The 22000-nt window shown below is 40.0% G+C and carries 20 protein-coding genes; 7 read left to right on the top strand and 13 right to left on the bottom strand.

The features are described 5' to 3' along the window. Nucleotides 1-54: 54 nt before the first annotated feature. On the bottom strand, nucleotides 55-405 hold the full coding sequence (locus ABJF57_RS19910; protein ID WP_462235128.1) for a hypothetical protein: 351 nt from the start codon (nucleotides 403-405) through the stop codon (nucleotides 55-57). A 142-nt stretch (nucleotides 406-547) separates the two neighbouring features. Here ABJF57_RS19910 and hisS point away from each other — a divergent pair, with 142 nt between their 5' ends. From hisS to ABJF57_RS19890, 4 genes are read left to right on the top strand one after another with little or no spacing between them, the layout of a single operon-like run. Then, nucleotides 548-1903 carry a histidine--tRNA ligase gene (gene hisS, locus ABJF57_RS19905; protein ID WP_462235130.1) on the top strand — a complete coding sequence of 452 codons (1356 nt, stop codon included), beginning with the start codon at nucleotides 548-550 and terminating at the stop codon, nucleotides 1901-1903. Nucleotides 1904-1932: 29 nt separating this feature from the next. Next, nucleotides 1933-3555: a gliding motility-associated C-terminal domain-containing protein gene (locus ABJF57_RS19900; protein ID WP_462235132.1), complete on the top strand. Its 1623-nt coding sequence runs from the start codon at nucleotides 1933-1935 to the stop codon at nucleotides 3553-3555. 7 nt (nucleotides 3556-3562) lie between these two features. Continuing rightward, nucleotides 3563-3895 carry a YbaB/EbfC family nucleoid-associated protein gene (locus ABJF57_RS19895; RefSeq protein ID WP_462235133.1) on the top strand — a complete coding sequence of 111 codons (333 nt, stop codon included), beginning with the start codon at nucleotides 3563-3565 and terminating at the stop codon, nucleotides 3893-3895. Further along, complete coding sequence (locus tag ABJF57_RS19890; protein ID WP_462235135.1) at nucleotides 3896-4882, top strand: glycosyltransferase family 2 protein; 987 nt, start codon at nucleotides 3896-3898, stop codon at nucleotides 4880-4882. Nucleotides 4883-4885: 3 nt separating this feature from the next. On the opposite strand, the gene ABJF57_RS19885 is transcribed toward ABJF57_RS19890, so the two are convergent. After that, the gene (locus ABJF57_RS19885; RefSeq protein ID WP_462235137.1) at nucleotides 4886-5098 is read right to left on the bottom strand and encodes a PspC domain-containing protein; all 213 of its coding nucleotides are present in this window, start codon (nucleotides 5096-5098) and stop codon (nucleotides 4886-4888) included. A gap of 147 nt (nucleotides 5099-5245) precedes the next feature. On the opposite strand from ABJF57_RS19885, the gene ABJF57_RS19880 reads away from it, so the two are divergent. Together ABJF57_RS19880 and ABJF57_RS19875 are read left to right on the top strand one after the other, a co-directional pair. After that, nucleotides 5246-7009, top strand: a complete 1764-nt coding sequence (locus tag ABJF57_RS19880) for a tetratricopeptide repeat protein (RefSeq protein ID WP_462235139.1) — start codon at nucleotides 5246-5248, stop codon at nucleotides 7007-7009. A 149-nt stretch (nucleotides 7010-7158) separates the two neighbouring features. Continuing rightward, the gene (locus ABJF57_RS19875) at nucleotides 7159-8139 is read left to right on the top strand and encodes a pyruvate dehydrogenase complex E1 component subunit beta (RefSeq protein WP_462235140.1); all 981 of its coding nucleotides are present in this window, start codon (nucleotides 7159-7161) and stop codon (nucleotides 8137-8139) included. 86 nt (nucleotides 8140-8225) lie between these two features. Here ABJF57_RS19875 and ABJF57_RS19870 read toward each other — a convergent pair whose 3' ends face one another. The 3 genes from ABJF57_RS19870 to ffh form a co-directional block, all read right to left on the bottom strand. After that, nucleotides 8226-10118, bottom strand: a complete 1893-nt coding sequence (locus ABJF57_RS19870) for an AAA domain-containing protein (RefSeq protein ID WP_462235142.1) — start codon at nucleotides 10116-10118, stop codon at nucleotides 8226-8228. 88 nt (nucleotides 10119-10206) lie between these two features. Then, nucleotides 10207-11055 carry a universal stress protein gene (locus tag ABJF57_RS19865; protein WP_462235144.1) on the bottom strand — a complete coding sequence of 283 codons (849 nt, stop codon included), beginning with the start codon at nucleotides 11053-11055 and terminating at the stop codon, nucleotides 10207-10209. A 107-nt stretch (nucleotides 11056-11162) separates the two neighbouring features. Continuing rightward, entirely contained in the window at nucleotides 11163-12491 is a 1329-nt protein-coding gene (gene ffh, locus ABJF57_RS19860; RefSeq protein ID WP_462235224.1) for a signal recognition particle protein, read from the bottom strand. A 132-nt stretch (nucleotides 12492-12623) separates the two neighbouring features. Between ffh and ABJF57_RS19855 the strand changes: the two genes are divergently transcribed. Next, complete coding sequence (locus tag ABJF57_RS19855; RefSeq protein ID WP_462235146.1) at nucleotides 12624-13088, top strand: hypothetical protein; 465 nt, start codon at nucleotides 12624-12626, stop codon at nucleotides 13086-13088. A gap of 32 nt (nucleotides 13089-13120) precedes the next feature. On the opposite strand, the gene ABJF57_RS19850 is transcribed toward ABJF57_RS19855, so the two are convergent. From ABJF57_RS19850 to ABJF57_RS19815, 8 genes are all read right to left on the bottom strand, one after another. Next, nucleotides 13121-13525: a DoxX family protein gene (locus tag ABJF57_RS19850; protein ID WP_462235147.1), complete on the bottom strand. Its 405-nt coding sequence runs from the start codon at nucleotides 13523-13525 to the stop codon at nucleotides 13121-13123. Beyond that, nucleotides 13518-14114 (bottom strand): SGNH/GDSL hydrolase family protein, encoded by a 597-nt coding sequence (locus tag ABJF57_RS19845; RefSeq protein WP_462235149.1) that lies wholly within the window; start codon nucleotides 14112-14114, stop codon nucleotides 13518-13520. The genes ABJF57_RS19850 and ABJF57_RS19845 overlap by 8 nt, the downstream gene beginning before the upstream one ends. 32 nt (nucleotides 14115-14146) lie before the next feature. After that, the gene (locus ABJF57_RS19840; protein WP_462235151.1) at nucleotides 14147-14617 is read right to left on the bottom strand and encodes a pyrophosphohydrolase domain-containing protein; all 471 of its coding nucleotides are present in this window, start codon (nucleotides 14615-14617) and stop codon (nucleotides 14147-14149) included. Nucleotides 14618-14700: 83 nt separating this feature from the next. Continuing rightward, nucleotides 14701-14784: a MetS family NSS transporter small subunit gene (locus ABJF57_RS19835; RefSeq protein WP_462236345.1), complete on the bottom strand. Its 84-nt coding sequence runs from the start codon at nucleotides 14782-14784 to the stop codon at nucleotides 14701-14703. 20 nt (nucleotides 14785-14804) lie between these two features. Next, nucleotides 14805-16289 carry a sodium-dependent transporter gene (locus tag ABJF57_RS19830; protein WP_462235154.1) on the bottom strand — a complete coding sequence of 495 codons (1485 nt, stop codon included), beginning with the start codon at nucleotides 16287-16289 and terminating at the stop codon, nucleotides 14805-14807. A gap of 124 nt (nucleotides 16290-16413) precedes the next feature. Continuing rightward, complete coding sequence (locus tag ABJF57_RS19825) at nucleotides 16414-18843, bottom strand: ABC transporter permease (RefSeq protein ID WP_462235156.1); 2430 nt, start codon at nucleotides 18841-18843, stop codon at nucleotides 16414-16416. 138 nt (nucleotides 18844-18981) lie between these two features. Continuing rightward, nucleotides 18982-20961, bottom strand: coding sequence for an OPT family oligopeptide transporter (locus tag ABJF57_RS19820; RefSeq protein ID WP_462235158.1), 1980 nt, complete (start codon nucleotides 20959-20961; stop codon nucleotides 18982-18984). A 117-nt stretch (nucleotides 20962-21078) separates the two neighbouring features. Further along, nucleotides 21079-21987 (bottom strand): DUF4097 family beta strand repeat-containing protein, encoded by a 909-nt coding sequence (locus ABJF57_RS19815; protein ID WP_462235160.1) that lies wholly within the window; start codon nucleotides 21985-21987, stop codon nucleotides 21079-21081. Between the last annotated feature and the right edge of the window lie 13 nt (nucleotides 21988-22000).

Genomic DNA, 22000 nt, shown 5'->3' with positions numbered 1-22000 from the left:
AAAAAAACCTCTCGAAAATCGAGAGGTTTAATTTGTACAATCAGCGGGATAAAATTATTTATCCTCCGTTTTCTTAGGTGCAGCCTTTTTCTTTGGTGCAGCTTTCTTTTCGGCCTTCGGGGCAGCAGCTTTCTTCTCCGCTTTTGGAGTAGCAGCTTTCTTTTCAGCTTTTGGAGCTGCTTCTTTTTTTGCTTTTGGAGCTGCCTCTTTCTTAGGCGCAGCTTTCTTAGCTTCTTTTTTTGGTGCCTCAACAGCCTCTGCTTTTGGTGCTACTTCCTTCTTAGGAGCAGCAGCTTTTTCAGCTTTTGGCTCTTCTTTCTTAGACTTAGCTTTATTCGCAAATTCAGCCTTTATCTCTTCAATGTCTACATTTTTGATAGAAGGAACAGCGTTTAGACGCTTCATAGTGTTCACTCTATTCTTAGCAACATTTTTATTTTTTCTTCCTTTTCTTTCTAATCTTGTTACGGCCATTTTCTTGGTCTTCTTACGTGAAATGAGCCGCAAATTTAGGTTATTATGTAGTTTTGTCCAAAACGAATTCTCAATGTCTAAAAGTAAGCCTTCACTTCCCCGAGGTACTCGTGATTTTGGCCCAGAAGTTTCAGCTAAACGCAGCTATATACTTGATAAAATAAAAAGGAATTTTATCAAGTACGGCTTCAGCCAGCTAGAAACTCCAGCAATGGAAAACCTTTCTACTCTTACTGGTAAATATGGAGATGAGGGCGATCAGTTGCTTTTCAAAATCCTTAATTCCGGAGATTTTCTAAACAAGACATCAACTGACGACTACAATGAAGGCAGTAAACATCTGACTGCCAAGATATCAGAAAAAGGATTGCGCTACGACCTAACTGTCCCGTTTGCGCGCTTTGTTGTAATGAATCAAAACGATATTGCCTTCCCATTCAAGCGTTTTCAAATTCAACCGGTTTGGAGAGCCGATCGACCTCAAAAAGGTCGATACCGCGAATTCTATCAGTGCGATGCAGATATCGTTGGAAGTAAGGGGATCTGGAATGAGGCAGAGCTTACACTATTATTCGGTGATGTATTCGGCGATTTAGGACTGGAAGACTACATCATAAAAATCAATCATCGCGAGATCCTGTTCTTGCTAGCTGCATATGTAGGGCTTCAAGAAAAGGCCATCCCCTTCTGTGCTGAAATAGATAAACTAGACAAAATAGGAGCAGAAACTGTCATCCAAAACATCATTGAACTAGGTGGGAGTAGCACAAAGATTAATGAGGTGATGGAGCTACTCACAATTACCGACCGAAACAAGTTAATCGAGAAGGTTAAATCCATTGATCCAGAAAATGATGGCGTAAAAGAGATCATTTACTATTTTGAAACCTTAGATCAATTCAAAGAGAGAAACATAAAAGTAGAACTAGACCTCTCGCTTGCCAGAGGCCTCTCCTACTATACCGGTCTGATTTATGAGGTGAAACCTACTTCAGTCAAAATGGGCAGCATCTGCGGTGGTGGACGTTATGATAACCTGACGGGTGTTTTTGGGCTCACTGGCATTTCAGGTATCGGTATCTCCTTTGGACTGGATCGAATTTATGACGTAATGGAAGAATTGGGCTTATTTCCTGAAAAGATTACTCAGCCCCTAGATGTTTTACTTGTTCACTTCAGTGAAGAAAACCTTAAACATGGTCAGCGGCTTGTAATGAACTTAAGAGAAGCAGGTGTAAGAGCAGACCTCTACCCTGTTTCAGACAAGATCAAAAAACAATTTAATTATGCTGATAAAATTCAGACGCCCTACACTTTAATCATCGGCGATGATGAGATGGAATCAAAAGCCTACATGCTGAAAAACATGCTTTCCGGAGAGCAAAAACCTATGGCTCTGGATGAAATAATCCAGCATTTTAAAGGTTAACTTTACGATACTTGTTTGTATACTGATTGATGCACCGTTGGAAATACATTTTCTTCCTTACCATACTGCCGTTTCTGGCAGAAGCACAGATCTTTAGCAGTAAAGGACGCTTTTCTGTTGAGTTTGATCGTGGGTGCAATCCAATGACCGTCAATATATCAGAGCATGACTCTTTTGGCGTAGTTACCCGTCAGTATTACTATTTTGATGGTGCAGGGATTACCAATAATCTATCGTTCTCCTATCAAGATCCTGGTACCTATCAAATCGTACAGGTAGTAGGAGTAGATGGCATAGCTGATAAAACCGACACCCTTTTCGTGGAAGTACTTGCATCACGAAAGCCAGAAATTCAAATTCAGAAGTGCAATGGACTTCAGCTTTCCGTTACCTCTAGGGACTCTTACTACGATAGTATTCGAGTGTACTTCACCATGACAGATTCTGCTACTCTTTTACTAAATGAGACAGCAGAACACACGTATGTCTCGAATCAAAATCAAGTCATCGAAAGCAAAGGATTTTTCAACAATGCAGAAGAAATATGTACCAGTTTTTTTGAAGACATTACACCTCTCCCCTCTTTGCAGGTTCCCGCTATTTCAAATGCTTTCATCAAAGAAACATGCAAAGATCAGTTTAGTCTTTATTTAGAATTAAACGCAATAGACACGCTCACCAACTATCGCATCAATTTAATTCAAGGAAACACTTCTCAATTGTTTGCAGGATTCTTAAGTCAGAGATCATTGGTACTGACAGGTATTCCATTTAGCAGGGAAGATTACTGCATAAACATTGAAGCATATGATCCATGCAACGGTAGCTCTTCTTTCAGCACAGACTTCTGCCAAATATCTTCAAGCCTTTCACTCTCCCCCTTTCAATCACTCTATTCTTCCTACAGCTCCGCTGGTATTTTCATTAACCTGGACACAGTCAACGTTGGGTCTTTCATTGTCTATAGAAGAATTGAAGGGGAAGCATTTGAGCTCCTTTCTGAACAGCCAGGATCGTTTACAGATGCAATTGGCTCTCGGGGACGCAAATATTTCTATAAAATTGACTACCTGGATAGTTGCAATCAAATTCTCTATTCTGCAGAAACAAATCCACCTCTCGTAGATGCGACCGAAGAAAGTCCGAATCAATACATGGTTCAATTTACACCACCAATCAACTCCTTAGTAGACACTCCGGAAAATGAATATCAAACAGGAAATGATTTTTCCAGAACACAAAGTACGATTCCAGCGAGTCAATTTTCACTCCAATTAGATGCAAAGGATGGTAGTCCCAGACAATTCATTACTGCTACATCAACTTATCCCGATGGCACAGTTCTAAATTCTAATGCATTTACCGTTCGATATGAACTGATTATCTACGTCCCCACTGCATTCACACCAAATGGAGATGGCCTGAATGATACACTCGAGTTATTTGGGCTGCCCACTTTGATAGCCACTACAAACATTTATTCACGATGGGGCCAATTAGTTTATTCTTCAGAGCAACCCACTCCAGGATGGGACGGAACAATAAATGGCACAGTCGCTGCTCAGGGAACTTATTTATATGAAATAATCTTTGAAACAGCAGACGGAGAAAAAAGAACGCAAAAAGGTACTTTTGCCTTGATCAAAAAATAAGAAGGATATGTTCGATATGATGAAAATGATGGGCAAAGTGAAGGAGATGCAATCCAAGATGAAAGAAGCTCAAGATCAGCTCAAAGACATTTCAGTAGAAGGTGAATCAGGTGGTGGAATGGTTAAGGCCAAAGCTAACGGAAACAAGGAGCTGATTGGGCTTGAGATTGATGAGAGTTTAGTGAATGGAACTGATAAAGATATGATGCGAGACCTCATAATAGCTGCCGTAAACAAGGCGGTCGTTGAGGCTGATATCAAAGCCAAAGAGCACATTAAGAAATCCACAGAAGGATTGATGCCAAACATTCCTGGGATGGATTTATCAGGAATGATGTAAATGAGTAAGACCGCAGTAGTCATCCTTAATTACAATGGAAAAGCTTACTTGGAAAAGTTTCTTCCATTAGTTATCGAACATTCAACTGGAGCCGAGGTAGTAGTTGCGGATAATGCTTCTTCAGACGGATCTATCGAATTCATAGAAAATAATTTCCAAACTATAAGAACCATTACTCTTGACAAGAACTTTGGTTATGCAGGTGGATACAACGAAGCATTAAAGCAAATAGAAGCTGAATACTTTCTCCTTCTTAATTCAGATGTTGCAGTAACTCAAGGGTGGCTCGACCCGATGGAAGCTTTCCTTGATTCGCATCCTAACTATGGGGCATGTCAGCCTAAAATCAAGGCCTACAATCAACAAACATTATTTGAATATGCTGGTGCATGCGGTGGGTTTATTGATTTCTTAGGTTATCCATTTTGCAGAGGGCGCATTTTTAATCATACAGAATCCGATGAAGGGCAATACAACGAGGCGATTGATATTTTCTGGTCCTCCGGTGCATGTATGATGGTTCGCTCCGAGCTTTTCTTTCAAGCTGGTGGATTCGATAAAGATTTCTTTGCCCACATGGAGGAGATTGATCTCTGTTGGAGAATCCATAGTTTGAACTATTTGATAAGATGCCTACCTGATACTGAAGTCTATCATGTGGGTGGAGGGACACTCGCCAAATCAAGCCCTTTTAAAACTTATCTCAATTTTCGAAACGGTTTATACCTGCTCATTAAGAATCTTCCACTTGTTAAACTCCTCGTGAAGTTACCGGCACGTGTCTTTCTGGATTGGGTAGCAGCTATCAAATTTCTCTTCGACGGAAATATAAAGCATAGCCTGGCTGTAATGAAAGCTCATTTTTCAGTCATTGGCAATTTTTCTAAAACAATCAAAAAAAGAGCTTTGATTTCTGCCGCGCCTAAATCAAAGTTGATGATTTATGAATATTTTTTGAAAAGAAATAAGAAATACAGCGATCTATAAGGATCAGTAATACCAGAGGGTGTTGTTACGTCTACGCAGTAATTTTCTGAAATTCATTATGAAGGCCAATCCCAAATAAACTATCAAGGGGGATCCGAAAGTCAAAAAAGACGTATAAATGAAGAATAATCGGATACTTGAGGTGGGTATACGAAGCTTTTCCCCTAATCGGGTGCAAACTCCAAACGCATATTTTTCTAAATAATCCTGCATCATTCAATTATTAAAGCAAAGATAAACAATACATACAATAGATAGTTTGTTTTTTAGTACACTAAAATCATATTTTCGATTAATTTTGCGTGCACTATAAACTAAGAATTATACTATTTATTGTTTGTACAATTAAAAAAACAGAATCAAATGAAAAAATTTAACCTAGCCATTGCATTTGCAGCCGGAGTAATTTTGCTTTCGGGTTGTAAGCTTGATAAAATGATAAAATTGGCTCAGGAGAATGATCTTCAAGTAAATCCTAACCCACTTGAAGTTCATGGTGGAAATGTTCCATTCGAAATGAGTGCAGTTCTTCCTCCTAAAATGCTTCCTACTAAGACAAGCTTCACACTTAATACTATATATGTATATGGTGATCAAGAAGTCACTGTTGGATCGGTGGAATTTACGGCTTCTGATTTCCCTAACAGCTCTACTACTACTTCAAGGAAGACTGCAAACTTCACATTTCCATACCAAGATGGCATGAATCCAGGAACGCTATACGTTCAAGGAGTTGCTACTGACCTAAATAATGGCAAAACTGCCACCACTGATCGCCTAGCGGTTGCTCAGGGATTGGTTATGACTTCAGCTTGGGTTAAAGATGTTGCTCTTACTTCTTACGCAGAGCACGGATACAACGATAAAGAAGAGTTGGTTCCTACGAATGTTGATTTCTACTTTGACCAAGGAAGATCTAATCTAAGAACTTCTTTGTCTTATGATGGAGAGTCAAATGCCTCTAGAAGAGACATGCTTAGTGGATTTATTGCTGAGAAAAACGTAACTCGAACTGTAACAATCACTGGTACTCACTCACCAGAAGGTACAGAAACGATAAACAGCGATTTATCTGAAGATAGAGCTGCGACTATCGAGAAATACTACAGAAATAGAATGGATCGATACGATTACAAAGGAGCAGCTGATTCTATTGACTTCATCTTGAAGCCTATTGTTCAGGACTGGAATGCTTTCAAAGGTGCTTTAGCTTCTTATGACGGCATTAGCGCTGATGAAAAAGCTCAGTACACTAACATCATCAATGGTTCTGGATCTTTCGTTGAGAAAGAAAAGGAAATGAAGAAGCTTTCAACATACAAGAAAGTATTCAAAGATGTTTACCCTGGTTTAAGGTCTGCTAAAACAGAAGTTCTTACAGTTAAGCCTAAGAAATCAAATGCTGAAATCGCTGTGCTTGCTAAGTCAATCGTCGGTGGTGAAGCAGATGCTGATACGCTTTCTATCGAAGAGTTGATGTTCAGTGCAACACTCACTCCTTCTTTAGATGAAAAGGCTGCTATCTACAAAGCTGCTGCTGATAAGTCTGGCATGTGGCAAGCTCACAACAACCTTGCTGCTACTCACATCGAGATGGCTAAAAGAGGTGATGCTTCTAAATTGGATGGTGCTGCCACTCAACTTGAGATCGCTATGAACAAAATGGCTAGCTCTCCTGAAGTGCAATCAAACATGGCTGCAGTTCAGGTGCTTCAAGGTGATTACGATGCTGCTTACGAAACTCTGAATGGTGTGAGCACTTCATCTAACGACATCAATGGTAAAGTGAATGCAATGAAAGGTGCAGTTGAAGTTAGAATGGCTGAATATGCTAAAGCTAAAGCTTCTTTCGCTTCTGCTACCAACAGTGAAAACGTAATGATTGATAGAGGACTTGCTCACCTTCTAAGTGGTGACAACTCTATGGCTGATGCAGAATTCAAGCAAGTAGAAAGAGCTGATGCTTATTACCTACTAGCGGTTTCTGCTGCAAGACAAAACAATGTTGCAGGCGTTGGTTCTAATCTTAAGAAAGCAGTAGATGCTGAGCCTTCTTACAAGGACATGGCATTGAATGATCTTGAGTTCACCAACTTTGCAGATGCTGTTAACGAAGCTGTGAAGTAATCATAGCTTAACGAAATTTTAAAGCCCTGCCATTCGGTAGGGCTTTTTTTATTTCCACTCATAAAGCTTCAATTCAAAAAGCAGTTATAAATACTCGATAATCAGCCATTCATCATTAATTTAGCACACCGAAAAATACGTAGTGAACTATGAGAGAAATTCAATTTAGAGAAGCCCTTGGTGAAGCATTGAGTGAAGAAATGAGACGAGACGAAGATGTCTTTCTTATGGGAGAGGAAGTGGCAGAGTACAATGGCGCTTATAAAGTAAGCCAAGGGATGCTAGATGAATTTGGAGCTAAGAGAGTAATAGACACTCCAATAACAGAACTTGGATTTGCAGGTGTTGGAGTTGGTGCTGCTATGAATGGATTGCGTCCGGTTATTGAGTTCATGACATTCAATTTTTCACTTGTGGCTATTGATCAGGTAATCAATAGTGCGGCTAAGATGCTATCAATGTCTGGTGGGCAATACAACATCCCCATTGTTTTCAGAGGCCCTACCGGAAACGCGGGACAGCTCAGCCAGCAGCATTCTCAAAATTTTGAAAACTGGTATGCCAATACCGCTGGATTAAAAGTGGTTGTGCCATCTAACCCTTACGATGCAAAAGGCTTGCTGAAAACTGCTATCAGAGATGACAATCCAGTAATTTTCATGGAATCCGAATTGATGTACGGAGATAAGGGTGAAGTACCTGAAGAAGAATACTTGCTTGAAATCGGTCAAGCTAATGTTGTAAGAGAAGGGTCTGATGTAACACTATTGTCATTTGGGAAAATGATGAAGACGGCTTATCAAGCTGCTGATGAATTGGCAAAAGAAGGAACAGAAGCTGAAGTGATCGATTTAAGATCTGTAAGACCCATTGACTATCACACAATAGTAGAGTCAGTTAAGAAAACGAATAGACTGGTTATTCTTGAAGAAGCCTGGCCATTGGCTTCAATCTCCTCTGAGATCAGTCATCATGTTCAGCGAAATGCATTTGATTGGCTAGATGCTCCTATCCACAGGATTACGAATAAGGACGTTTCTCTTCCTTACGCACCAACGCTTATTGAGGAAGTTTTGCCCAATGTATCCCGAACAATCGAAGCGATTAAAGCAGTTACTTACAAGAGCTAATCAAGAAAAAAACAGAACAGGAAAGGCAGACTTTAGGTCTGCCTTTCCTGTTTATTAGAGGAGTACGACTAACCAATTCGTTTATGCTATATACCATAGTTCAATTCATACACCGAAGCATATTCTCCGTACTTTTGGCAGTATTCTATTAGACTATTAAAGAATGGGTCTGATCCCAGAGTTGCCGAATCTCCTACCAATACCAGACGGTGCCTCGCTCGCGTCATCGCTACATTCATTCTCCTATATTCTTTCAGAAAACCTATCTCTCCCTCCATGTTGGATCGTGTAAAAGAGATATAAACAGCATCCCGTTCTTGTCCCTGAAATGCATCCACACTATTGACATCAATATTGTCATCATATTGAGCTATTTCTTTGGACTCTTTTATCTTTTTTGTAAGAATTCCCACCTGAGCTTTGTAGGGAGCAATTACCCCAATTGAAAGCCCCACAGGTCTGTCATCAACAATGAGATTGACAAGCAGATTTGCCTCATCTTCGTTGTAAGTACTGAGTGTCTCCTTTTTGATTTTCTCAACATAGCCTGCTCCTGCTGTATCAACAAAGTAGACGGCCTTATTAAATAATGGACTCCTTGACTTGACGGATGATGAGGCCTTCAACTTACTATTGTAGAATTGAGTACTGGAAAAATTCATTATAGATACCTCCATGCGATATTGAGTTTCTAACATAAATTTTGACTCTTCTTGATTGCTGATGCCTTTTAAGAACAGCGTCTCCTCAAGCCCCTCTTTTGCTGCCTCTCTTGACTTAATAGTCGGTGGCAATTGATGATGATCTCCCGACATGATTACTCGCTGCACGCGATTAAGCGGAATCCAACAAGCTGCCTCAAGTGCTTGAGAAGATTCATCAATAAAAACTGTTTTAAACAGCCTTTCCAGAATGAGTGAATGGTTTGATCCGGTGAGCGTACACGCAATCACCTGTGAACGATCAACCAAACTTTCAGCAATGTAGTTTTCTAGTGTTCGAGAATCTCGCTTTAAGACTTTCGCTTCTTTATAAAGCATCTCACGCTGCTGTTTTTCCTGCCTGCCAAAGTTCCGCTTGTATTTACCAGCCAGAGCTCTATACTCTTCAGACTGCTTGCGCATCTCCTTTAGTCTTCCAAAATCTGGATGCTTACTAATTTTCACATCAAGGCTGTTTTCTATAACATCTGGCGTCAGTCTCGCTGGATGTCCCAATCTTAATACACTCAATCCTTCATTGCCCAGACGCTCCACCAATAAATCTATTGCGGCATTACTTGGAGCACAAACGAGCACTTGTCGTTCGACTGTGACGATTTCCTTTATGCATTTGACTAGTGTGGTTGTCTTTCCAGTTCCTGGTGGTCCATGTACAAACGCCACATCCCTGGCATGGATAATTTTATCAAATGCCCTGTTTTGTCCACTATTCAGGTCCGCAATTTCATAGCCATGACCAGAATCAAAATGTGCTTTGCGCTTACCGTAAAATAAATCTCTCAATTCAGCCAAACGATCATTTTTGGCATTGAGAACCATATTGAGCGCTTTATTAATTTCTCGATAAGTCGAATCATCGAATAGAAGGTTAATTCCCAACTTGTTTTCGCTCAACCAATCCGGTAAGAAAGACTGATTAAGAACTACCCGCATTGTGTGTTCCTTTAGGTAGCTCACTACTCCATTAAGTGTTTTTTTTTCGTCATTAGCAGCAAATATTCCAACTACTGCTCCTACCTGAAATGAATGTTTTTGCTCGTGATTCTTAGTCTTAGATAACTCCAGTGTGAGACGATCTCCAGCACTGATAAAGTCCTTATCAATCTGAATTGGATACCAGGTTATTCCATTTTTTTCTCTATCAGAAATCGTCGTAAGTGCCATCCGCTCTTGGAATTGAGCATAGTCTGCAGTCTTCTCTTTTTGAAGCAATGCTATCTGTGATTGAATCTGATCGACGATGTCTTCCGAATTCAAGGCGTCTACTTGTTATAATTAAGCACCAATCATCGAATTTAAATTATCACCGTTTAGGAAGTCTCTTTGGGATGAAATAAAAACCTATTTATATGCCTTTATTGATTGTTAGTACTGGAATATGAGATTTCTTTGTAAGCTGAGTTGCAAATGAATGCTGAAAAAACCTATTCAAACCTCCTTTTGCTTCTGACAAAACCATTATCAGGCCTGCATCGGTACCTTCAGCATAGTCCAATAAGGCACTCTTGGTGTCTTTATCTTCTATCACATCCACCAAAAAATTAGTCAAGCCAGCAATCTTTGCGATTTTGTTAAGCGTTCCCATCATTTTTTCGTCATCCTTAGACCTTGTAACGTCAATAATGTGAAGTGTGGAACCCAGAGCTTCACAAATGCTGGCAATCTTTTCAAAGGCTTTTGTTGTATACTTCTCGTCCTCAATATCGAGTCCAAGTACGATATCTTCTATCGGGTGGAATTGCTGATCCTGAAGTGAAATTATTGGAACACCTATATGCTCGATCAACTGCTCCGTGTGATTCCCGCTAAAAAACTCTTGGATACTCTCCTCTCCCGTTGTTCCTATCACAATCATATCCACAGGGTTTTCTTTCACATAATGTTGAATTCCTTTTAGAAACCCTCCTCCATGTTGAAAGGCACTAACAACCACATCATTTCCTTCAAACGCTTGACGTAATGTATTCAGCTTCTGTTTATTCGCCCTAAACAATTGAGCATTGAATAAGGAATCGTCGGAAACCGCGCTTCCTCCAGCTTCTCCCGAGAGATGAAGAGATAAATCACCCAGCGGTATTTCCTCAAAGTGAATAACTTGAACATTAGCATCTAATGGCTTTGCTAACTGAATTGCGAAATCCAATGCATGCTCTGATAAACTGGAAAAGTCAGTGGGTACTAATATATTTTTCATGGTTCTACAAATTGGTTCAAGTGACCAATGTAGATACCTATCACATCCTTACACAGGACATATATCAGCTATTATATTGCTTTTGATCAGAGTGGGTAGTGATGAATTTATTTCATCCCACCAAGCATATTGGCAAGTGCTCGTTTGCCTCCAGACTTATTCATCATCTTCATCATTTTCCGCATCTGCTCAAATTGCTTAAGCAATTGGTTTACCTCCTGAATAGAGGTTCCACTTCCCTTCGCAATTCGTTGTTTTCGAGGACCATTTAGTATTTCAGGTTGCGTACGCTCTTTTGGAGTCATTGATTTAATGATCGCCTCAATCGGCTTTAATGAATCATCATCGATATCAACATCTTTGATTGCTTTACCCATTCCAGGTATCATTCCCAGTAGATCTTTCATGCTTCCCATTTTCTTCATCTGCTCCATCTGAGCTAGGAAGTCATCAAATCCAAACTGATTCTTCCGAATCTTTTTGTTAATACGCCGAGCTTCTTCCTCATCGTAGTTTTGTTGAGCACGCTCAACCAAACTGACAACATCGCCCATCCCAAGGATTCTACTGGCCATACGATCCGGGTGGAATAGATCGATGGCGTCCATTTTTTCTCCTGTCGAAATGTATTTGATCGGCTTCTCAACTTCCTTTCGAATAGAAAGAGCAGCTCCTCCTCGTGTATCTCCATCCAATTTGGTCAATACAACACCATCAAAATCTAGTCGCTCATTGAAGGTCGCTGCAGTATTCACCGCATCTTGTCCTGTCATTGAATCAACAACAAACAATGTTTCGGCAGGTTTGACTGCTTTTTTCAGTTCAGAAATTTCATTCATCATCTGCTCATCCACAGCTAGACGACCTGCTGTATCGATAATCAGCGTCTTTTTACCATTGTCCTTGGCGTACTTAATAGCATTTTTTGCAATTTGAACGGCATCCTTGTTTTCCGGTTCTGCATACACTTCTACACCCACTTGTTCACCTAGAACTTTAAGCTGATCAATTGCTGCGGGTCTGTATATATCACAGGCTGCTAGTAAAACTGTTCTCCCTTGCTTCTTCATCAGGTTAGCAAGTTTTCCGGTGAAAGTCGTCTTACCAGAACCCTGTAAGCCCGATATCAGAATGACATTTGGGCTTCCCTCAAGACTAACGGGGACATTGGTGTCACCCATCAGCTTTGTAAGCTCTTCAGAAACAATTTTGGTCAGTAATTGACCTGGCGAAACAGAAATCAAAACATCTCGCCCAAGTGCTTCTTCTTTGATATTATCGGTTACATCTTTGGCTACTTTGTAGTTCACATCAGCATCCACCAATGCCCGCCTGATCTCCTTCACCGTAGTGGCGATATTGATCTCTGTGATCTGTCCTTGTCCTTTTAGCGTCTTAAACGCCCTATCCAGCTTTACACTTAAACTATCAAACATATTATCTATAGAAAATCGAATGGCAAAGGTATAAAATAGTGGGCAGTGAACGATAGTTTCAGTCAAATGAAACCTTTAATAAGCAAATGAAGTATAACTAGTACCTTGCATAACAAAATACAACCAAACAAGATGAAAAGGACAATCGTATTATTCGTCGCAGTATTGTGCCTCTCAGTAGTTGCACAAGCGCAAAAAGTTAAAGAAAAAGATATCATCGGCACCTGGAAGCTTGTGATAGACATCGAGGAAGAGATGGAGGAAGAAGCTGAAGATGCAGACACTATGCTGGAAGAAGTCTTCATTAAGGCCATTTCTGGGTTTGTTGGTGGAATCATGGAGGATATTGAAATCTATTTTGAATTCAAGCCCGATAACGATTTAAAGATTACGGTAAATGCTTACGATGAAGTGGAAACTGAAACAGGGAGCTGGTATATCAATAAGCGTGGCTACCTAGTGATCGAAGACATTGATGATGATAATGATGATTTTAGCATCAGTACCGATGACGATGAATGGAAACTAATTGACGGTTTGTTAATTAGTGATGAGCATGAAGAAGATCGGAACGTTTACATGACTAAAGTAGACTAGATCAATCAAAATTATTAAGCGAATAAAGGTGGCTATCTGGTCGCCTTTTTTTGTTTTATCCAGTTGTCTAGACTTACGTTACCAGCACCATTTAATAGTAAAAACACTGATCCTGCCAGCATGGATATGGCGGGATAAACGGCTGGGTATGGGTCTTTAAGGTGAACCAGCAGAATTGCAATTACAAAATTGACTACCATGATACCTCCCGCAGGCTTGACCTTCCATCCGGCTATGAAAAAAAGGCCACATATAAACTGTGCATAAACCGATAAAAAAGCAGCTACCAGAGGCATTGGAGTACCAAATGCTTCTAAAAAATCACGAAACTCAAGCATGCGCTCCCAAGAAAATACATTATCCTGAGTGCCATAGATCAAATGAAATCCAACGGACAATCTGAGGGGGAGGTCGGCATACTTGGCGTACTTATTCATTTTCTAATAGTGTATCCACAATCACTTCGGCCGCTAGCCTACTTCCTTTTGGAGATGGGTGAAAACCGTCAGAGCTGTAGAGTGAATAGTCGTTAGTATTCTCAAAATAGGATTTCCAGGCCTCTCCTACAGGACATAAAATTGCGCCATTTTTCTCGGCCGCTTCTTTATGGTTCTTTATGACCCCATCAAACGTATGGTAATACTTCCGAGATGGCCATACCATGAAATACACAAGTTTGACTCCACTTTGTTCGCACAATTTTTGTAATTTATTTCCATCTTCAATCAACATTCTTCTTCCCTCACTTTGTGAAGACGGACCCTGCTGTACCACCAGATAATCATACTTTTGACTTTTGATGTACTTCTGTACTTCTCCATCATTCCAATGGTCAATAATGGCATAATTTGGATGGGCAAGTGAAATTGTTTTCACTTTCAGTCCCCTACTCTTGGCTTCTTGCTCAACAAGCGAGGGCAAGTTATTTGTGTAGGTGAGACTGTTTCCGACAAATAAGATTTTCTTCGCTTGTGCCGATGCGCTTACTAATAAGCTTAAAAGAAGGGTAAAGAGAACAGATCGCATTTAGTTTAAAACAATACTATTCTTAACTATCCTTATCTCTCAAGTATGGACTTTAAATCTGCTGGCGAATAGTTAATTGACTTGAGCGTTTTATTATCCTCTTTACGATAAACAAGCCATTTACCATCACGCTGTTCGTAGTAGGCGTCTGTATTTTTTGTGGTTTTATAATGCTCTACTGTTCGCTGTGCTTCTTCTTCTGTGTCGCAAGCCTTGCTCATATTAGATCGTTGAACTTCTTCAAACAAATCTCTGAATTTTTCTCCCATACCGAATTCAAGAATTGCACCTGAAAGAACGTACTGTATGTCACATAAAGCATCCGCGATTTCTACCACATCTTGGTCATCAATGGCTTCTTGCAATTCTCTTAACTCTTCTGCAATAAGAGACACTCGTAGTTTACATCTATCCGAGTTGGGAATCTGAGGTGTATCTAGAATTGGATGTTTAAAGGTTTTGTGAAATTCAGCTACCTGATTTAATGGGTCAATTTTATCCATATATAGTGATTAGTTAAATAGTAAACAGTAATTACTTCCAGACAGGTTAGATAAACAAATCAACGTCCCTGCTAATAAATCAATTACCCTTCGTCTTTCTCTTTTCGAATTGCTCTGGTTAAAAAATACATGAAGCCACCCACTACTACAGTGAGAATAACAATCATACTTATGATAGCGCTTGTGCTCATTTTTTTACAAATTTCTTGTACAAATATCCATTCAGTAAAAGTCCAGCTATGATAACAATGCCCCATTGAGTAATGGTCGATGCATTGCTATAAATGCCAAACAAATCCCAGTTTCCCTCTTCATTGAACCAGGTTGAGCTGTAATCTTGCGATAGCCACCAATAGATCAAAAAGAAGCCAATGGCAATATTGGCAAAGATGGCAAACCTAAAAAAACCAGACGGAAGAATCATATCAGATCCTACGTCAATTGTCTCAGCCTTAAATTTAGAAGGGTCATTCATGGCGACACCAATAAGTATAAACAGTCCTGTCACTATTAATCCAACCCCCCAAACCCAGTCTTGATTTGAAAAGAAGTCTAGTGACCAAGCTGAAGGAAAACCAAAGGCAATGAAACAAATAATCACGAATATCAGCGTCTTTCTTTTAGAAATATTAAGATCGGCCACATTCTGCATAAAAAGCTCAATCATCGGCAATAGCGAGCTAAAAGCAGCTACGAACAGCGCGAGAAAGAATAGCACAGATAAGTAGTCACCGCCAGGTACATTGGCAAATAGCATTGGGATAATGGTGAATGTTAACGCCTGGTTTCCTGATTGCAAATAGGAAATTGCTTCTGCATCAGATGCCGCCAAGGCAAATACCGCTGGAAGAATCGCCATGCCCGAAAGCAGCGAGGCTGTGTTATTTCCAAAAGCCCCAATGAAGGTATTTAGGGTAACATCCTCATTATCTCTTGAAAAAGCAGAAAGTGTCATCATAAGACCCCACCCTGCCCCTGTGCTCCAAGCTGATTGTGATAGGGCTTCTATCCAGATTGTAGAATCACTAAAAAGAGACCAATCAACTGCAAACATGTATTCTAAACCTCTAACTCCTCCCTCCATATTTAGCGAAACAAATACGATAATCACTAGCAAAATGAAGAGGCTGGGTATAAGTAATTTATTTGCTTTTTCGAGTCCATTCTTTACCCCTTTGATAAGGATAAATGCGGCGAGAAATATCACGCATATGTATATGAAAACGGTGATCCAATCGCCATTAGATATCCCGTTCCAAAAGTTTGTCAGATAATCGGGGTCTGACTGTAAAGATTCAAGTAGTGTCGCTTCTTTGAACAAATTCCCCACGGAAAATGTAAGATATCTAAACGACCATGCGGTAACTATTGAATAGTAAAATGCTATTCCTAGAGTACATATGGTAATGAAGAATCCCATCCAAGTGTACTTCTTTCCTGCAAAGAGTGCGAAACTTCCTATTACTCCCTTCTTAAATTTCTTGCCAATGGCAAACTCTGAAAGCAGCAATGGAATAGACCAAATGAAGAGAAATAAAATCCATAGAAGAATAAAGGATCCTCCATACTGACCTGCCAACCGTGGAAATCTCCAGAGGTTTCCAGCACCTATCGCCATACCAAGTGCTGCTAGTACTATCCCCCACCTGTTGCTAAACTGTTCTTTGCTCATATTTGACTAATTCCATAATGCGAATCCGTCAAATATATGGAAAGTTTAGCAGGCCAATGAGGCCAATTTTCATAAAGAACAAGTCTTTGATATGTGAACGAAACTTATGAGTTAAAAACTCCCTCTATTCGTCCTTTAAAGTAGTAGCAGGATTAATTAAAGCAGTGCTTATCGTACGATGACTTACAGTAATTGCAGCAATCAATAAAGTCGTAAGAAAAGCCAAAAGGAAAAAACCGATACCAATATTGATTCTGAATTCATAATCACTCAACCACTCGTTGAGAATGTAGTAGGCAACAGGAGCGGCTATTAAAAAGGCAACGATAACCAACACAAATACTTCTTTGGTGAACTTTCCTATAATGCTAAGAATGGATGCGCCTAGCACTTTACGAATACCCACTTCCTTTGTTCTGTTTGCTGAAATAAACGCAATCAGCCCATACAGTCCTAAACATCCAATGATGATAGATACTGCTGAAAAAGTACTCATGAGAGTGGCTACACTTTGTTCCTGTTGATAATTCTCTGCCAACTGCTCATCATAAAAATCCCAGTCTAGGACAAACTCTGGATATACTTTTTCCCAAGTGTCTTCAAAATGTGTAATTGCCGTATTCACATTTGCCCCATCCTTGGTTTTGAATGCAAGCTCGTAATAAATCCTGGGGTCTCTAAGCAGGATAATATACTGAAACCCTTGGCTCAGGTCCTGCGAGTGAAAATCTTGCATCACTCCAATTACCTTCAAGTTTCCCATCGTCCACCCTGTGGTTAAGCTCTCACCAATTGCACCAGCATAGTCATCTTTAAAGCCCATCAAATCGGCAATTTGCTGATTGATTACTACATGATTGGAACTGTCATTTTTTCGAATATTTCGTCCAGCTAATATTTCCAAACCATAGAGATCCACATATTCTTCATCTGCAGGTTTATAACTAGCATTAAAATCTTCTTCAATATCTAATGGAGGATAGTTGAAGTTAGAATGTGAGTTTGAATTTCCCGTAGGAGAACTGAGCGAAAAAGTGATATTCTCAATAGCCGGATTTTCTAGCATCATTGATTTAAATCGCGCTGTTTTCACTTCCTCTCTTTCAGGTAGGTAGCTTTTTATGATTGCTTCCTTTTCAAAACCAAGGTCTTTCTCCATGAAATACCTCATCTGCGCTGCGATAATCACGGTTCCAATAATTAAGAATTGGGAGATAGTGAACTGTGCTATCACGAGTGTTTTTCTTAGGTTGAGTCCGCCCGAGTGATTCTTGGCAGTGATCTTACTTTTCAACGCTTTTACTGTATTCATACTGCTAAGCAAAATGGATGGATAAAATCCGGAAAGAAAGCTTACCAAAACAAGAAGGATGAGTAAAAATCCAATGGTCTCAAAACTGGTGAATAGATCGAGGGTAAGGCGTACGCCAATTACATCCTCAAGCTGGACAAACAGAAATTCGGATATGGCTAGTGAGCAGAATAATGAAACGAGTGTAATAAGTGTAATCTCGGTGAAAAATTGCGCAACCAACTGTCCCGAATATCCACCAATAGCCTTTCTAATTCCAATTTCTTTTGAGCGATTGGCTGCTTGCGCGGTAGCCAGGTTAATGAAATTAATGCATGCTGTAAGGATAAGAAAAATAGCAATCACTCCTAAAGCCTTCATCAAAGCTGGCGATGTTGAATATACGTAATTGCCATACTCATCATCAAAGTGAATAGCAGACAAAGGCTGCGTAACAAATCTTCTTCGTTCCGATGCTCCTTCTTCGTAGTGCTTGTCAACAAAATCAATGAGTTTAGTATCGAATGCTTTCTGTAAAAATCCACTTCCCACAAGAATGTATGTATTGGTGCTTGAGCTTGTAGAATTCCATCTTTTTCCTTCTCCAAAATAAGGATTGCTGGCTTCTTGTGAATCATAATCTAAAAGAACCGTAAACTGAAAGTTTGTTGACTCAGGTGGATCCGAAATAACGCCGACAATTTTGTAATCCTGGAGATTACCTACGTTGATCGTTTTTCCAATTACTTCCGCAACGTTTCCATCCTCTATGCCAAACAGTTTTTTGCATTGGGATTCGGAAATAACTGCTGTATTTGGCTCAGTCAATGCCGTTTCACTATTCCCAGCTAAGAAGTTTACCGTAAAAATTACGAAATATGAGTTGTCTAAATAGACCACTCCCTCTTCTAAAAGGAATTTCTTTATTTCACTTCCCTCCTTAATATTGATCTGATCACCACCTACATAGTGCGTTCGTGTTACCTGTTGAATATCTGGATAATCTTCTCTTACTGCAGGCCCCACCGGATGTGGTGTACCCGAACCTTTGCTTATTTCTCCTGCTCTGATTCCTTGCCCTACTATTCTATAAATATTTGAATAGTTCTCCTGATGTTTATCGAAGCTGTTTTCAAAAACAATGACTTTATAAATAACCAATGCACAGCCAATACCAAGTGCAAGGCCCAATACATTTAGAATACTATAAACCTTATTTCTAGAAAGATTTCTGAGGGCAGTCTTTAAATAATTTTTAAGCATGGCATGAGGTTTTCCTAGTCTAACATGTGTTAAAACCATGCCAGATTACCTAACTGTCTGATATACAAAAAACTACACCTGAATTCCTTTTCAAAAGTGAATTCAGGTGTACACTATTTACGTTCAGTTTCGAACAGGCTATTCTTCTTCGTTAGATACTTTTATGACTGATTTGTATATGAAATAGATGATCCCACAGAAAATTATCAGTCCAGGCCAGCTGGAAGATTCCTCTAAGATTCTCATAGAGTTAGGATCTCCTCCAGATTTCATTATCCCAACCGTCAACCCTGCTCCAAGAATTCCCATTAACGCTTCACCTGTAATTAACCCAGATGCCAACAATAGTCCTGCGTTGTTTCCTTTTTCAATATTTTTATTGCCCTTTGTTGCCTTCGTTAGAAAATAGGCCAAAACACCCCCAACAAAGATGGAAGAATCAAGCTCGAATGGAAGATAGAGCCCTACTGCAACAGCAAGAACAGGCATTCTGAATTCAGACCCCTTTGACTTTAAATACAGATCAATCAATATAATAACAACCGCGATCCCAGCTCCGATATAAATAATATTCCAAGGTAATCCTCCACTGAAGATGCCTTGTGCAACGCTCATCATCAAAGTCGCTTGAGGGGCGGCCAATGATTCCGGTTGCTCAGGTGTTGGAGCTCCTATTCCATTTCCAATCAATAGAATATTCAATATGATCGGGATAACCAATGCTCCAGCTACAACTCCTACTACTTGCATAATTTGTTGCTTGTAAGGAGTCGCACCTAATACATGTCCGGCTTTCAAGTCTTGCATATTATCTCCTGCAATAGCAGCAGCGCAGCAGACGACAGCTCCAATTAAAATTGCTCCAGCAGCACCTGATAATTCATTGCCCGTACCCATCAACGTCAACAATAAAATGGATGCAAATAATATCGTTGCGATAGTTACTCCTGAAATCGGGTTATTTGAACTTCCCACGAGTCCAGCCATATACCCCGCAACCGCTGCAAAAAGGAATCCGGCAACAACCATGATCAAAGTCATCGTTATGGTCACCGTAACATCGCTAATAGCTGATAGGTAAATCATGAAAATGGGAACAACTAGTACACCTATACCAATGAGTACCCACGACATTGGAGTATCCATTTCTGTTCTTATTTGATCTTTCATGGAGGTACCACCAGACTTGAAAGCTTGTACTCCCGCTTTAAATGCGGTTCCCAGTGAACTTGCCAGACTCATTAAGGCCCAAAGCCCACCTATCACCATTGCACCAACGCCCAAGTATCTCATTTTAGCGCTCCAAAGTGCACCTCCAATATTATCAGCATTTACATCACTGACACTCGTGAATTTTCCCAGCTCCACAAGCTCAGCAGCCACAACATCAAATCCATTGGAGCCAATGTAAATAGGCATTCCGATCCACCACGTTATTACTCCTCCCAGAAATACTAGAAATGCAATATTTAGACCTACGATATATCCAACAGCTACAAGAGCCGGAGACAGGTTTAAGCTAAAATATCCATAGAATTTCTGACCTACTAAAGTGGCTTTTTCAAAAAGTCCACTCCATAGATTAAGAGTGGAGTCCGCTAGTTTAAAGACTCCTCCAAGTATTGATCCCCACACCAAATACTTTACTGATTTACCTCCTTCTTCACCCGTTTTAAGGACTTCTGCCGTAGCTACGCCTTCCGGAAACTTTAAGTTTTCTTCTACGATTAAGGCTCTTCGAAGAGGTATTGTGAATAGTATCCCAAGAACTCCTCCACATAGGGCGATGGCCATTGTTTCGAAGTAATTAAACTCTTCCCAGTATCCCATGATTACCAGTGCAGGAATTGTGAAAATCACACCAGCAGCAAGTGACTCGCCGGCAGAAGCTGCAGTTTGCACCAAGTTGTTTTCAAGTATGTTTGAATTTTTGAAAACTTTCAAAAGGGCCATGGAAATTACAGCCGCTGGAATAGATGCAGAGACAGTGAGCCCGGCAAAAAGTCCGAAGTATGCATTCGCTGCTGACAGCACAATAGAGAGTAGGGCTCCAAGGACGACCGCCTTTACCGTAATCTCTGGCAAACTGGTATTTGAATCAATATATGGTTTTTCCATTATGTTGGTTTTGGGTTAGGTTTAATAGTTGATCACCAACAAAAATGTCTATTTGTATGGATAAAACAAAAAAAGGGTAACCGATGGCTACCCTTATCATTAATTTGACTCTTTTCTTTATTCGTATTCCTGATCTCCACTTGAAGTGGTACCAGTCACTTTTATTCCTCCTCTATCAATCATCAAGCGTTTTTCACCTGACCTATTCCCAACTTCTAAATCACCTGATGTAGCGTTCAAATCAAAACTTAAATCGTCAAGGTCGTTGACAAAATCGATTTCAATATTTCCAGAAGTTGCATCGAAATAACAGTTCGCGTTTAATTCGATAGCATACCCGTCAATATTTCCAGACGAAGTACGCGCCTTGATTGCCCCTACTCCTTTTCTAATTTCAACATCGCCTGATGTAGCCTGTACTTCAACTTTACCACTAAACCCTGAAATGGTGATGTCACCTGAACTTGCTCGAGTCTCAATATTTCCTTTTGTATTAAAGATGTCTTGATCTCCACTGGTGGATTCAATTTCAGAGTCCCCCGTCAACCCATCAATATCAATATCTCCACTCGAGGTTTCAACTTCAAGATTGGCTACTACGCTTCTCAACGTAATATCTCCACTTGACGCTTCTATCTTGGATGATGATGCGCGAAGATTTGCTACCCTTACGTCTCCTGAGGAATTATCAATATCCAACTTCACTCCATCCAATATTGTTAAATCGATCCTGGATTCGTTGATTCGATAGTTTCTCCAATTCTTATCTCTTTGACGATCCACGCGTATGACTAAAGTTTTTCCAACGATATCTGTTTCAAATCGATAATCTCCTTCGTCACCACTTCCGGTAATAATCCCTTTAAAATAAACTCGATCACCAGTATCTACATAGACATCTACGAATGATCCTTCTATTCTTACCTCTTCAATGTTCTCAGCTTCAAGCTCAGCTTTTGCGAGGATGTTTTGCGCAAATACGGAAGTACTCGTCAACGCAAGTAGAACTACAATACATTTCTTCATGACTTATTCAAGT

The organism is Ekhidna sp. (assembly GCF_039940915.1).
Classification (GTDB): Bacteria; Bacteroidota; Bacteroidia; order Cytophagales; family Cyclobacteriaceae; genus Ekhidna.
Note: the sequence above shows the minus strand (reverse complement) of the source record. Positions and strands in the feature narration are given on the sequence as shown.